At 58.9% G+C, this 13873-nt stretch carries 11 protein-coding genes; 2 read left to right on the top strand and 9 right to left on the bottom strand.

What is annotated here, in order from left to right:
* Positions 1–17: 17 nt before the first annotated feature.
* The 9 genes from bamA to rpsB all read right to left on the bottom strand — a co-directional run bounded on the left by bamA (position 18) and on the right by rpsB (position 9965).
* Positions 18–2408: an outer membrane protein assembly factor BamA gene (gene bamA, locus B1722_RS08540; RefSeq protein ID WP_041072332.1), complete on the bottom strand. Its 2391-nt coding sequence runs from the start codon at positions 2406–2408 to the stop codon at positions 18–20.
* Between the two features lie 74 nt (positions 2409–2482).
* Positions 2483–3835, bottom strand: a complete 1353-nt coding sequence (gene rseP, locus B1722_RS08545; RefSeq protein ID WP_086792166.1) for a sigma E protease regulator RseP — start codon at positions 3833–3835, stop codon at positions 2483–2485.
* 54 nt (positions 3836–3889) lie between these two features.
* Entirely contained in the window at positions 3890–5080 is a 1191-nt protein-coding gene (gene ispC, locus B1722_RS08550; RefSeq protein ID WP_086792167.1) for a 1-deoxy-D-xylulose-5-phosphate reductoisomerase, read from the bottom strand.
* On the bottom strand, positions 5077–5883 hold the full coding sequence (locus B1722_RS08555) for a phosphatidate cytidylyltransferase (RefSeq protein ID WP_086792168.1): 807 nt from the start codon (positions 5881–5883) through the stop codon (positions 5077–5079). The genes ispC and B1722_RS08555 overlap by 4 nt, the downstream gene beginning before the upstream one ends.
* Entirely contained in the window at positions 5883–6638 is a 756-nt protein-coding gene (uppS, locus tag B1722_RS08560; RefSeq protein ID WP_041072340.1) for a polyprenyl diphosphate synthase, read from the bottom strand. The genes B1722_RS08555 and uppS overlap by 1 nt, the downstream gene beginning before the upstream one ends.
* A 13-nt stretch (positions 6639–6651) precedes the next feature.
* Positions 6652–7209 carry a ribosome recycling factor gene (gene frr, locus B1722_RS08565; protein WP_008019552.1) on the bottom strand — a complete coding sequence of 186 codons (558 nt, stop codon included), beginning with the start codon at positions 7207–7209 and terminating at the stop codon, positions 6652–6654.
* On the bottom strand, positions 7206–7949 hold the full coding sequence (gene pyrH / locus B1722_RS08570; protein ID WP_011332683.1) for a UMP kinase: 744 nt from the start codon (positions 7947–7949) through the stop codon (positions 7206–7208). The genes frr and pyrH overlap by 4 nt, the downstream gene beginning before the upstream one ends.
* Positions 7950–8160: 211 nt before the next feature.
* Complete coding sequence (tsf, locus tag B1722_RS08575) at positions 8161–9024, bottom strand: translation elongation factor Ts (protein ID WP_025110889.1); 864 nt, start codon at positions 9022–9024, stop codon at positions 8161–8163.
* 203 nt (positions 9025–9227) lie between these two features.
* Entirely contained in the window at positions 9228–9965 is a 738-nt protein-coding gene (rpsB, locus tag B1722_RS08580) for a 30S ribosomal protein S2 (RefSeq protein ID WP_003222119.1), read from the bottom strand.
* Positions 9966–10338: 373 nt separating this feature from the next.
* On the opposite strand from rpsB, the gene map reads away from it, so the two are divergent.
* Together map and B1722_RS08590 are read left to right on the top strand one after the other, a co-directional pair.
* Positions 10339–11121, top strand: a complete 783-nt coding sequence (gene map, locus B1722_RS08585) for a type I methionyl aminopeptidase (RefSeq protein WP_086792169.1) — start codon at positions 10339–10341, stop codon at positions 11119–11121.
* 41 nt (positions 11122–11162) lie between these two features.
* Entirely contained in the window at positions 11163–13865 is a 2703-nt protein-coding gene (locus tag B1722_RS08590; RefSeq protein WP_047291863.1) for a [protein-PII] uridylyltransferase, read from the top strand.
* Positions 13866–13873 lie beyond the last annotated feature (8 nt).

A 13873-nucleotide genomic window follows, 5' to 3' on the forward strand; every position in this document is an offset into this window, starting at 1 on the left:
TATCTTGGGTCAGACGCTTAGAACGTCTGGCCGAGGGAGAATTGGAACACTTGAGTTTCAGCGTTATCCGGTTTCTTGACCGGCATCGCCAGAGCAAAACTCAGAGGACCCAGTGCGGTGACCCAGGTCACACCCACACCAACGGAACTGGCCATGTTGCTCAGGCTGATGTCGTTGCACTGTGTGTCTGACGTGGAGCCTGCTGTCGCGTTTGTCGTCTTCTGGCACTTGGAATCGAATACGTTACCCACATCCCAGAATACCGAAGTCCGCAGGGAGCGTTGATCCTTCACGAATGGCAGCGGGAACAGAACCTCGGCACCACCCTGGATCAGCACGTTACCACCAAATGGCAACGGATCCTGGTCCGGGTCAGCGATGGTACCTACGTTACCGGTTTTGTCGAAACCACGACTCGGCGTACTACGAGGACCCAAGGTGCTGTCCTTGAAACCGCGAACCGAGTTGAAACCACCAGCATAGTAGTTTTCATAGAACGGCAAGCCGTCGGTCGAACCATAGCCGTCGCCATAACCCAGCTCGGTGTGCAGACGCAGGGTGTAGTTTTCGGTGATCGGCTGGAACAACTGACCACGGTAGTCGAGTTTGTAGAACGACAGGTCGCTGCCTGGAATCGTGGTTTCCAGTGTCAGGCTCTGGGAACGGCCACGGGTCGGCAATACACCCTTGTTCAGGGTCGATTCGGACCAGCCGGCCGACGCCTTGAAGTTCAGGTACTGATCGCCTTCCTTGTTCACGAAGTCGAAGATCTCGTCAACGGTGTACTGACCGGTCTTGATCTTGTCCTGCTGTGCGGACAGACCGAAGGTCAGACGCGAAGTCTCGCTGATCGGATAGCCAACGTTGACGCCGGCACCCAGGCTGTCTACCGCATAGCTGGCTACATCGATGTTGAGATCTTTGTAGTCGGTAGTGCGATAGAACGCGTTGTAACCCAGGCTCACGCCATCGGCGGTCCAGTAGGGGTCAACGTAGCCGAAGTTGTAGCGGCTCTGGTATTCGCTGCGAGTCAGGCCCACGCTCACACGGTTACCGGTACCCAGGAAGTTGTTCTGGGTGATCGAACCACCGAGGATCAGACCGGCGCTCTGGGCGAAACCGACGCTGGCGGTGATCGAACCGGAAGCTTGTTCTTCAACGGCGTAGTTCACGTCCACCTGGTCGTCGACACCCGGTACAGCCGGCGTCTCGACGTTCACTTCCTTGAAGAAGCCCAGACGTTCAAGACGGGTCTTGGACTGGTCGATCAGGTAGGTCGAAGCCCAGCCACCTTCCATCTGACGCATTTCACGACGCAGCACTTCGTCTTCGGACTTGGTGTTGCCACGGAAATTGATACGGTTGACGTAGGCACGCTTGCCCGGATCGACGGCGAACAGGATGTCCACAGTGTGATCGTCGTCATGCGGCTGAGGAACGCCATTGACGTTGGCGAAGGTGTAGCCCTCGTTACCCAGGCGACGAGTGATCAGTTCGGAAGTGGTGGTCATCAGCTTGCGCGAGAACACCTGGCCTTTCTGCACCAGCAACAGCGACTTGACCTGGTCTTCAGGGACTTTCAGGTCACCGCTGAGCTTGACGTCACGTACGGTGTACTTCTCGCCTTCGGTGATGTTGACGGTGATGTAGACGTGCTTCTTGTCCGGGGTGATGGATACCTGGGTCGAAGCGATATCCATGTTGATGTAACCACGGTCCAGGTAGTAGGAACGCAGACGCTCCAGGTCACCGGACAGCTTTTCACGGGCGTACTTGTCATCGTTCTTGAAGAACGACAGCCAGTTGGTGGTTTTCAGCTCGAACAGGTCGATCAGGTCGTCATCAGGGAAGACCGTGTTACCCACCACGTTGATGTGCTGGATCGCGGCCACGGTGCCTTCGTTGATCTTCACTTTCAGCGCCACGCGGTTGCGCGGCTGCGAGACCACTTCGGTATCGACGGTCGCCGAGTAACGGCCCTGGGCAACGTACTGACGCTGCAGCTCGTTACGGACACCTTCGAGGGTGGCGCGCTGGAAGATTTCACCTTCGGACAGACCGGACTGCTTCAGGCCTTTCATCAGGTCTTCGGTAGAGATCGCCTTGTTGCCCTCGATCTCGATACTGGCGACCGACGGACGTTCGACGACCGTGATCACCAGAACGTTGCCTTCGCGGCCCAGCTGGATATCTTGAAAGAAACCGGTTTTGAACAACGCACGAGTGGATTCCACCAGGCGACGATCATCCGCCTGCTCGCCGACGTTCAACGGCAAGGCACCAAAGACGCTACCCGCGGAGACCCGCTGGAGGCCGTTGACGCGAATATCAGAGATAGTGAAGGACTCGGCGTGAACTTCGGCGATCATCAATACGGTGAGAACCGCAGTTAGCAGCAGACGTTTCATGAAGTCCTTTCTTATTCCAACTGGCAATAAACAAACTGCCGCAAAATGCGGCAGATTCGCAATTCAGCGAAGCTTTACAGTCGACCCAGATCATTGACCAGAGCAAGCAACATCACTCCGACCACCAAACTGATACCGATCTGCACCCCCCAACCTTGCACCCGATCCGACAAGGGGCGACCACGCACCCACTCAATCAGATAAAACAACAAATGCCCCCCATCCAGTACAGGAATGGGCAGCAAATTCAGAACCCCCAGGCTAATACTCAGATAAGCAAGGAAATTCAGGAAATCAGCAACGCCCGACTGGGCAGAAGCGCCCGCCACTTTAGCAATGGTTATCGGCCCACTCAAGTTTTTTACCGAGAGCTCGCCAAACAGCATTTTCTTCAACGAGTCCAGCGTCAGCACGCTCATGGTCCAGGTACGACGGGCACCCTCGCCAATCGCGGCCAACGGACCATAACTGACCTCGCGAATCATTTCCGGCGGCCAGTCCACGGCTTTTACACCCGCCCCGAGATAACCGCTTGGCGACTTGCTTTCGCCGCGCGCTGCCAGGGTCACCGGGACGTCGATTTGAGCACCATCGCGCTCGACTTTCAGCATGATTTTGGTATCAGGACGCGTACGAACGCTGTCGACCACTTGCTGCCAGTCATTCAGCGCCAGGCCGTCGAGCGCCAGCAGGCGATCACCGGTTTTCAGACCGGCGGCTTGTGCCGGGCCTTTTGGATCGAGCTCGGCCAGCACCGGCGGCAAAGCCGGGCGCCACGGGCGAATACCCAGCGAGCGAATCGGATCGGGCTCATCAGCGCCTTTGAGCCAATGATCCAGCGCCAGCTCACGCGGCGTGTCGGCGGTAGAGCCCTGCTCGCGCACGAGCAATTGCAGGGAGCCGCTTTCCCCGAGTCGACGCACCAGCTGCAAATTGACGGCAGCCCAACCGGACGTTGGTTCACCATCGATGGCAACGATTTCCTGACCGGCACTCAAACCAGCCCTGGCCGCAATGCTGCCGGACTCGACGGCACCAATGACCGGGCGGATCTGCTCGCTGCCGAGCATGGCCAGCACCCAGAAAAACACCAGGGCCAGCAGGAAGTTGGCAATCGGCCCCGCCGCGACAATGGCGATGCGCTGGCGCACCGATTTACGATTGAAGGATTGATGAAGCTGATCGGCCGGGACTTCGCCTTCACGCTCATCGAGCATCTTGACGTAGCCGCCCAGCGGAATCGCGGCGACGACAAATTCAGTGCCCTGCTTGTCGTGCCAGCGCAACAGGGGCATGCCGAAGCCCACGGAAAAACGCAGAACCTTGACGCCACAGCGACGCGCGACCCAGAAGTGGCCGAATTCGTGAAAGGTGACCAGCACACCCAAAGCGATCAGGGTGCCGGCAATCATATAGAGCGCGCTCATCTACTTTCTCCGCAATCCTGTTCAGTGCCGCGTGACGCCATGGTACTGCAATGGCTATCGGTCGTGACGACTCAGCCACTGCCCGGCCAGAGCCCGCGCTTTCGCGTCTGCGGTAAACACCGCGTCCAGATCCTCCAGCGCAACCACGGGCTCGAGGTTCAGCACGTCCTCGATGATACTCGCGATTTCCAGATAACCCACCCGTCCGTCGAGAAACGCGGCGACCGCCACTTCGTTGGCCGCATTGAGCATCGCCGGCGCACTGTTACCCGCCTCGGCTGCCTGTCGCGCCAGGCGCAAACAAGGGAAACGTTCTTCATCCGGCGCTTCGAAATCCAGGCGCGCAACAGCAAACAGATCCAGCGGCGCCACGCCTGAGTCGATACGCTCGGGCCAGGCCAGCGCATTGGCAATCGGTGTGCGCATGTCAGGGTTGCCCAACTGCGCCAACACCGAGCCATCCACATAGTCGACCAGCGAGTGAATCACACTCTGCGGATGGATCACCACCTCGACCTGCGACGGCTTGGCGTCGAACAGCCAGCAGGCCTCGATCAACTCCAGGCCCTTGTTCATCATGCTGGCCGAATCCACGGAAATCTTGCGCCCCATGGACCAGTTCGGGTGCGCACACGCCTGATCAGGCGAAACGTGCGCCAGCTCGCTCAACGGCGTCTGGCGGAAAGGCCCGCCCGAAGCCGTGAGCAAAATCCGTCGCACGCCGACAGTGCTCAGGCCACGGGCAAAATCCTGCGGCATGCACTGGAAGATCGCGTTGTGCTCGCTGTCGATCGGCAGCAGCACCGAGCCGCTCTTGTGCACGGCCTGCATGAACAGCGCGCCGGACATCACCAGCGCCTCTTTATTGGCCAGCAGGATCTTCTTGCCAGCCTCCACCGCCGCCAGCGTCGGGCGCAGGCCCGCGGCACCGACGATGGCCGCCATCACGGCATCGACTTCAGGTGCAGAGGCAACCTGACACAGGCCCTCCTCCCCCACCAGCACGCGAGTGGGCAGACCGGCAGCCCGCAGGTCATCCTGCAAACCGCGCGCCGCTGCCACTTCCGGCACGACTGCGAATTGCGGCACATGGCGCACGCACAAGGCCAGCAACTCGCTCAGGCGCGTGAAGCCGCTCAGGGCGAACACCTGATAGCGCTCAGGATGACGCGCGATGACGTCGAGGGTGCTCAGGCCAATCGAACCGGTAGCCCCCAGAACAGTGATCTGTTGAGGACGGCTCACGGTGCAGCCATCCACAGCAAGACAGCGAAAATCGGGATCGCCGCGGTCAGGCTGTCGATGCGATCAAGCACGCCGCCATGGCCTGGCAGCAGGTTACTGCTGTCCTTGATGCCGGACTGACGCTTGAACATGCTTTCGGTGAGGTCGCCCACCACCGAAATGAATACGATCAATGCAGCACCGATCAGCCCCTTGAGCAGCTCAGCCACCGTCCAGTCGCGAACCAGACCGACGATCGCGGTGATCACCAGACTCAGCGCCAGACCACCGTAAACACCTTCCCAACTCTTACCAGGACTGACCTGCGGCGCCAGCTTGTGCTTGCCGAAAGCACGGCCGGAGAAGTAAGCACCGATGTCGGCACCCCAGACCAGCACCATCACCGCCATGATCAGCCAGTTACCCAGCGGGTACTGTTTGATCTGAACCAGCCCCTGCCAGGCCGGCAGCAAGATCAGCAAGCCGATCACCAGTTTGGTGGCTGCGGTGGACCAATGCTCGCTCGAGCGTGGATACGTCAGCACCAGGTAAGTCGCCACCGCCCACCACAACACCGAAGCACCCAACACCCAAGGGGCAAGGCCCGGCAGGACGTACATGACGAACAGCATCAGTGCGACGACAGCGGCAAAGCCGACACGGAACGACTGCGCGGTAAAGCCCGCCAGACGCGCCCATTCCCAGGCACCCAGGCTCACGACCACACCGATGAACAGCGCAAAACCGGATCCCTCGAGCAGGAAAAAACCGCACAGAGCGATCGGCAGCAGGATCAGCGCAGTGATGATTCGTTGTTTAAGCATTAAACCCGGGCTCCAGCTTCGACCTGTTCGCTCGTTTTACCGAAGCGACGCTGGCGCGAAGCGAAATCGGCCAGCGCAGTGCGCATGGCTTCGTGTTTGAAGTCCGGCCAGAACAGGTCGGAGAAGTACAACTCGGCATACGCCAGTTGCCACAGCAGGAAGTTGCTGATGCGGTGCTCGCCACCGGTGCGGATGCACAAGTCCGGCAGCGGCAGGTCGCCGGTTGCCAGACAGGTTTGCAACAGCTCCGGAGTGATGTCTTCCGGACGCAGATGCCCGGCCTGAACCTCACGCGCCAGACGTTGCGCCGCCTGGGCAATATCCCACTGGCCGCCGTAGTTGGCGGCGATCTGCAGAATAAAGCGGTTGGCACCGGCGGTCATGGCCTCGGCCTCGCGCATCGCCGCCTGAAGCTCAGGGTGGAAGCGCGAGCGATCACCGATGATGCGCAAGCTGATGTTGTTGTCGTTGAGGCGCTTGGCCTCACGACGCAGGGCCTTGAAGAACAGGTCCATCAAGGCACTGACCTCATCGGCCGGGCGCTGCCAGTTTTCACTGGAAAAGGCGAACAGGGTGAGCACTTCGACCTTGGCCTCGGCGCACACCTCGATTACTGCCCGCACAGCATCCACGCCGGCTTTATGCCCGGCGACACCCGGCATAAAGCGTTTTTTCGCCCAGCGATTATTGCCATCCATGATGATCGCGACATGGCGCGGCACCGCGGACGGCGCAGACTGCTTGGTCTTTTCCATTGAAACGCGACCCTTATACGGCCATCAGGTCTTTTTCTTTCTCTGCCAGCTTCGCGTCGATTTCAGCCACGAATTTCTTGGTCAGATCGTCGATCTCGCCAGTCGCGCGACGCTCTTCGTCTTCACTGATCTCTTTTTCCTTGACCAGGTCCTTCAGCGAGCTGTTCGCGTCACGACGAATGTTGCGCACGGCAACACGCGCGTCTTCAGCAACGTCACGCGCTTGCTTGGTGAAGCCACGACGGGTTTCTTCGGTCAGGGCCGGCATACTGATGAGCAGCAACTCACCGAGGTTGGTCGGGTTCAGGTTCAGGCCTGCACTGCCGATCGCTTTGTCGACGGCACCCAGCATGTTGCGTTCGAACGCAACGACTTGCAGGGTACGGGCGTCTTTGACAGTGATGTTGGCCACTTGCTTGATCGGAGTGTCAGCGCCGTAGTACGGCACCATCACACCTTCCAGGATGCTTGGGTGCGCCTGACCGGTACGGATGCGACCGAAGTTGTGGGACAGCGATTCCACCGACTTCTGCATGCGCTCTTTGGCGTCTTTCTTGATTTCGTTGATCATTGTTGAACTTCCTCGATCAGGGTTCCTTCAGCGCCGCCATGTACGATGTTCAGCAGGGCGCCGGGCTTGTTCATGTTGAATACGCGCAGCGGCATCTTGTGATCGCGGCACAGGCAAATAGCTGTCAGATCCATCACACCCAGCTTGCGATCCAGCACTTCATCATATGTCAGATGATCGAACTTCTCGGCATGCGGATCCTTGAATGGGTCGGCAGTGTAGACGCCATCGACCTTGGTCGCTTTCAGCACGACGTCGGCATCGATTTCGATGGCACGCAGGCAGGCTGCCGAATCCGTGGTAAAGAACGGATTGCCGGTACCGGCCGCGAAAATCACCACGTCCTTGGAGTTCAGGTGGCGCATGGCTTTGCGGCGATCATAGTGATCGGTCACGCCAACCATGGAAATGGCCGACATCACGATGGCCGAGATATTGGCACGTTCCAGCGCGTCGCGCATGGCCAGGGCGTTCATCACAGTGGCCAGCATGCCCATGTGGTCGCCTGTCACCCGATCCATGCCGGCCTTGCTCAAGGCCTCGCCACGAAACAGGTTGCCACCGCCGATCACCAGACCGACCTGTACGCCGATGCCGACCAACTGGCCGACTTCCAGCGCCATCCGATCCAGCACTTTTGGATCGATCCCGAACTCTTCCGAGCCCATCAGGGCCTCGCCGCTAAGCTTGAGTAGAATGCGTTTATAGCGAGCCTGATAACCACTGCCCTGCTGAGCCATTGCGAATCTCTCCTGCGGCGTATTTAAAAAAATCTGTGCAAGCTGTTTTACAGCTGCCGTTCACTCTAGCTTGGCGCTGCTTCAGCGCCATCGGAACCTGGCTTTGTAAGTCAGTTCCCAGTGGAAACCAATTAAAAATTGGTAACCCATCTGAAAAGAGGCTGCGCGCGTGAGCGGGCAGCCTCTTTCGGGCGACAGTTGAAAAACCGTCTTATTGCTTGGCGGCAGCCAGCTGGGCAGCAACTTCTTCAGCGAAGTTGTCGACCGGCTTCTCGATGCCTTCGCCTACTTTGAAGTAAGTGAAGGAAACGATTTCTGCGCCGCCTTTCTTGGCCAGCTCGCCAACCTTGATTTCAGGGTTCTTGACGAACGCCTGCTCAACCAGGCTCGCTTCTGCCAGGAACTTGCTGATACGGCCTTTGACCATGTTCTCAACAATGTTTTCCGGCTTGCCTTTGATCTTCTCTTCGTTCAGCTGCAGGAACACAGCTTTTTCACGCTCGATCGCTTCAGCCGAAACCTGCGAAGGCAGCAGGAACTCAGGGTTGCTTGCAGCTACGTGCATCGCGATGTCTTTGGCCAGCTCGACGTCGCCGCCTTTCAGAGCCACAACAACACCGATCTTGTTGCCGTGCAGGTAGGAACCTACAACGTCACCTTCGATACGGGTCAGACGACGGATGTTGACGTTTTCGCCTACTTTGGCAACCAGTGCTTCGCGAGCGGCTTCTTGAGCAGCGATCAGCGGAGCAGCGTCGGTCAGCTTGTCAGCGAAGGCTTTTTCTACGCTGGCAGCAACAAAGTTTTTGAAGTCGTCTTGCAGAGCCAGGAAGTCGGTCTGCGAGTTCACTTCCAGGATAACGGCAGCTTTACCGTCGTCCTTGATTGCGATTGCGCCTTCAGCGGCAACGTTGCCAGCCTTTTTCGCAGCCTTGATCGCGCCCGAAGCACGCATGTCATCAATGGCTTTTTCGATGTCGCCGTCAGCCTTTTCCAGGGCTTTCTTGCAGTCCATCATGCCTTCGCCGGTACGCTCGCGCAGTTCTTTAACCAACGCTGCAGTAATTGCTGCCATTTTCAAATTCCTCTTGGATAGGTTTTCAACCATTCCACCCGATCGAACGGGCGTTCAATTCTTCCCGAAACACCTTGTAGCTGCTGCACGTTACAAATGCAGGAGGTGCGCTGCCACACGTGGGCGCCAACAAACGGTTTTCGAGGTGGCAAAAAGGGGGCCAAGCCCCCTTTTTGCTTACTGAGTCAACGCCAGGGCGTCGATTACTCAGCTGCAGCCTGAGTTTCTTCAGCTGCGAATTCAACAGTGCCGCCAGCAACATTGTTGCGACCACGGATCACTGCGTCAGCCATCGAACCCATGTACAGCTGGATAGCGCGGATTGCGTCATCGTTGCCTGGGATGATGTAGTCAACGCCTTCCGGGCTGCTGTTGGTATCGACAACGCCGATGACCGGGATGCCCAGCTTGTTGGCTTCGGTGATCGCGATGCGCTCGTGGTCAACGTCGATCACGAACAGTGCGTCTGGCAGACCGCCCATGTCCTTGATGCCGCCCAGGGAGCGATCCAGCTTTTCCAGGTCACGGGAGCGCATCAGCGCTTCTTTCTTGGTCAGCTTGGCGAAAGTACCGTCTTCGGCTTGAACTTCAAGGTCACGCAGACGCTTGATGGAAGCACGAATGGTTTTGAAGTTGGTCAGCATGCCGCCCAACCAGCGGTGGTCGACGTACGGCGAACCGCAACGTGCTGCTTCTTCAGCAACGATCTTGCCAGCGGAACGCTTGGTGCCGACGAACAGAATCTTGTTTTTGCCCTGGGCCAGACGCTCTACGAAAGTCAGAGCTTCGTTGAACATTGGCAGGGTTTTTTCAAGGTTGATGATGTGAATCTTGTTACGCGCGCCGAAAATGTACTTACCCATTTTCGGATTCCAGTAACGGGTTTGGTGACCGAAGTGCACACCGGCCTTCAGCATATCGCGCATGTTGACTTGGGACATGATAGTTCCTTAATAAGTCGGGTTTGGCCTCCACGTATCCCAATGACCAACCAGTGGCATAAAGCCAAAGGCACCCAGGTCATCGTGTCGACACGTGTGTGGATTTAAGCTTCTCGGGGCATCCCCGGAAAGCGGCGCATTTTATACCACAGGGTGCACAGAAACGGAACCCGGAATCTGTATTCGCACCAGAGACATGGGCGCAGCCCCCTTGGAATCGCCGTCAGGCACACCATTGTATAGAGAGAGACGATGTACGCAGGCGCGGATTTGCGCCTTTCGTCTGTTAGAATCGGGTTTTTCAGGGTCGCGAAACGTACACCTGCCACCCTATCCGTATCAGCAAGCGCCGCCGAGCGCAGAGAGAGCCTGTATGACCGTCAACCTCAAAACCCCCGAGGACATCGCTGGCATGCGTGTCGCCGGCAAACTGGCCGCCGATGTGCTGGAAATGATTGCCGAACACGTCAAACCGGGCGTGACTACCGATCAACTGAACCAGATCTGCCACGACTACATCGTCAACGTGCAGCAGGCCATCCCGGCCCCGCTCAACTACAAGGGTTTTCCGAAGTCGATCTGCACCTCGATCAACCATGTGGTCTGCCACGGCATCCCGAACGATAAGCCGCTGAAAAACGGTGACACCCTGAACATCGACGTCACCGTGATCAAGGACGGCTACCACGGCGACACCAGCCGCATGTTCCACGTTGGCGAAGTACCTGTCTGGGCCGAGCGCCTGTCGCAGGTCACTCAGGAATGCATGTACAAGGCAATCGAGATCGTCAAGCCCGGCTGCCGCCTCGGCGACATCGGTGAAGTCATCCAGAAGCACGCGGAAAAGAACGGTTTCTCGGTGGTTCGCGAGTTCTGCGGCCACGGCATCGGCAAGGTGTTCCACGAAGAACCGCAGATCCTGCACTACGGCCGCGCCGGCACCGGCATGGAACTGAAGGCCGGCATGACCTTCACCATCGAGCCGATGATCAACCAGGGCAAAGCCGACACCAAGGTGCTGGGCGACGGCTGGACCGCGATCACCAAGGACCGCAAGCTCTCGGCGCAGTGGGAACACACCCTGCTGGTGACCGACACCGGCTACGAGATCTTCACCCTGCGCGCCGACGACACCATCCCGCGCGTCTCGACCTGACCCCTAGAACGCTCCCACCTTTATAGAAGGAAAGCCAATCGATGCCGCAGGTGGATCCCGAACTCTTCGACCGCGGCCAGTTCCAGGCTGAACTGGCCCTGAAAGCGAGTCCTATCGCGGCGTTCAAAAAGGCGATCCGCCAGGCGCGCGAGGTCCTCGATACGCGTTTTCGCAATGGCCGCGACATCCGCCGCCTGATCGAAGACCGCGCATGGTTCGTCGACAACATCCTGCAAAAGGCCTGGGAGCAGTTCAACTGGAGCGAAGACGCCGACATCGCGCTGGTCGCGGTCGGTGGCTATGGCCGGGGCGAGTTGCATCCCTACTCTGACATCGACTTGCTGATCCTGCTGGACAGCGCCGATCACGAAGTTTTCCGCGACTCCATCGAGCGTTTTCTGACGCTGCTGTGGGACATCGGCCTGGAAGTCGGCCAGAGCGTACGCTCGGTCGATGAATGCGCCGAGGAAGCCCGTGCCGACCTGACCGTGGTCACCAACCTGATGGAAAGCCGCACCATCTGCGGCCCCGAGCGCCTGCGTCAGCGCATGCTTGATGTCACCAGCACGGCCCACATGTGGCCGGCCAAGGAGTTTTTCCTGGCCAAGCGCGCCGAACAGAAGGCCCGCCACCACAAGTACAACGACACCGAATACAACCTGGAACCCAACGTCAAAGGCTCGCCCGGCGGCCTGCGGGATATCCAGACGATTCTGTGGGTGGCCCGGCGTCAGTACGGCACCCTGAACCTGCGCGCCCTCGCCGGCGAAGGTTTTCTGGTCGAGAGCGAAAACGCCCTGCTGGCGTCGTCCCAGGAATTTCTGTGGAAAGTGCGCTATGCCCTGCACATGCTCGCCGGTCGCTCCGAAGACCGTCTGCTGTTCGATCATCAACGGACCATTGCCGGCCTGCTCGGCTTTGAAGGCGACGACGCCAAACAGGCGGTCGAAAACTTCATGCAGCAATATTTCCGCGTGGTGATGAGCATTGCCCAGCTCAGCGACCTGATCATCCAGCATTTCGAGGAAGTCATCCTCGCCCCGGAAGACGAAGCACCGCCGCAGCCGATCAACTCGCGCTTCCAGTTGCACGACGGCTACATCGAAGCGCGCAACGACAACGTGTTCCGTCGCACGCCGTTCGCCATGCTCGAGATCTTCGTGCTGATGGCCCAGCAGCCGGAAATCAAAGGTGTGCGCGCCGACACCATTCGTCTGCTGCGCGAGAACCGGCACCTGATCGACGACAACTTCCGCAACGATATCCGCAATACCAGCCTGTTCATCGAGCTGTTCAAGTGCAAGATCGGCGTGCACCGCAATCTGCGCCGGATGAATCGCTACGGCATCCTCGGGCGTTATCTGCCGGAGTTCGGCTTTATCGTCGGGCAAATGCAGCACGACCTGTTCCACATCTATACGGTCGATGCGCACACGCTGAATCTGATCAAACACCTGCGTAAATTGCAGTACACCCAAGTGTCGGAAAAATTCCCGCTGGCCGCCAAGCTCATGGCCAAACTGCCCAAGCCTGAGCTCATTTACATGGCCGGCCTGTACCATGACATCGGCAAGGGCCGGCATGGCGATCACTCGGACATCGGCGCGGTCGATGCCGAAGCGTTCTGCCAGCGCCATCAGTTGCCGCTGTGGGACAGCCGCCTGATCGTCTGGCTGGTGCAGAATCACCTGGTGATGTCGACCACCGCGCAGCGCAAGGATCTGTCCGATCCGCAGGTGATCCATGATTTCGCGCAGATCGTCGGCGACGAAACCCGTCTGGACTACCTGTACGTGCTGACGGTTGCCGATATCAACGCGACCAACCCGACGCTGTGGAACTCCTGGCGCGCCAGCCTGTTGCGCCAGCTCTATACCGAGACCAAACGCGCTCTGCGTCGTGGCCTGGAAAACCCGGTGGATCGCGAAGAGCAGATCCGCCAGACCCAGAGCGCCGCACTGGACATCCTCGTGCGTGGCGGCACCGATCCGGACGACGTCGAGCAGTTGTGGGCGCAACTGGGCGATGACTATTTCCTGCGTCATACCGCCGGCGACGTGGCCTGGCACAGTGACGCGATCCTGCAGCAACCGGCCGATGGCGGCCCGCTGGTGCTGATCAAGGAAACCACCCAGCGCGAGTTCGAGGGCGGCACGCAGATCTTCATCTATGCGCCGGATCAACACGATTTCTTCGCCGTGACCGTGGCCGCGATGGATCAGCTCAACCTGAACATTCATGACGCCAGGGTCATCACCTCAAGCAGCCAGTTCACCCTCGACACCTATATCGTGCTCGACAACGACGGTGAATCCATCGGCGACAACCCGACACGGATCAAACAGATTCGCGACGGTTTGACCGAAGCGCTGCGCAACCCGGACGACTACCCGACGATCATCCAGCGCCGGGTGCCGCGCCAGCTCAAACACTTTGCCTTCGCGCCGCAGGTAACGATCCACAACGACGCTCAGCGTCCGGTGACGGTGCTGGAACTCACCGCCCCTGATCGCCCGGGCCTGCTGGCGCGGGTCGGCGGGATCTTCCTCGAGTTCGACCTGTCGCTGCAGAACGCCAAGATTGCGACCCTGGGCGAACGCGTGGAAGACGTGTTCTTCATCACCGACGCCCACAACCAGCCGCTCTCCGACCCACTGCTGTGCAGCCGCTTGCAGGACGCAATCGTCGAGCAACTGAGCGTCAATCAGGAACCGGATATCAAGCTTTCGCGCATCAGTATTTGAATCAGCAA

This window comes from Pseudomonas sp. SCPG-7, from assembly GCF_002156405.1.
GTDB lineage: Bacteria > Pseudomonadota > Gammaproteobacteria > Pseudomonadales > Pseudomonadaceae > Aquipseudomonas > Aquipseudomonas parakoreensis.

Excerpts from the sequence above, each read along its gene's own strand:
- frr (WP_008019552.1), bottom strand. The coding sequence starts at position 7,209 with ATGATCAACGAAATCAAGAAAGACGCCAAAGAGCGCATGCAGAAGTCG.
- rseP (WP_086792166.1), bottom strand. The coding sequence starts at position 3,835 with ATGAGCGCGCTCTATATGATTGCCGGCACCCTGATCGCTTTGGGTGTG.
- B1722_RS08590 (WP_047291863.1), top strand. The coding sequence starts at position 11,163 with ATGCCGCAGGTGGATCCCGAACTCTTCGACCGCGGCCAGTTCCAGGCT.
- pyrH (WP_011332683.1), bottom strand. The coding sequence starts at position 7,949 with ATGGCTCAGCAGGGCAGTGGTTATCAGGCTCGCTATAAACGCATTCTA.
- tsf (WP_025110889.1), bottom strand. The coding sequence starts at position 9,024 with ATGGCAGCAATTACTGCAGCGTTGGTTAAAGAACTGCGCGAGCGTACC.
- uppS (WP_041072340.1), bottom strand. The coding sequence starts at position 6,638 with ATGGAAAAGACCAAGCAGTCTGCGCCGTCCGCGGTGCCGCGCCATGTC.
- map (WP_086792169.1), top strand. The coding sequence starts at position 10,339 with ATGACCGTCAACCTCAAAACCCCCGAGGACATCGCTGGCATGCGTGTC.
- bamA (WP_041072332.1), bottom strand. The coding sequence starts at position 2,408 with ATGAAACGTCTGCTGCTAACTGCGGTTCTCACCGTATTGATGATCGCC.
- rpsB (WP_003222119.1), bottom strand. The coding sequence starts at position 9,965 with ATGTCCCAAGTCAACATGCGCGATATGCTGAAGGCCGGTGTGCACTTC.
- B1722_RS08555 (WP_086792168.1), bottom strand. The coding sequence starts at position 5,883 with ATGCTTAAACAACGAATCATCACTGCGCTGATCCTGCTGCCGATCGCT.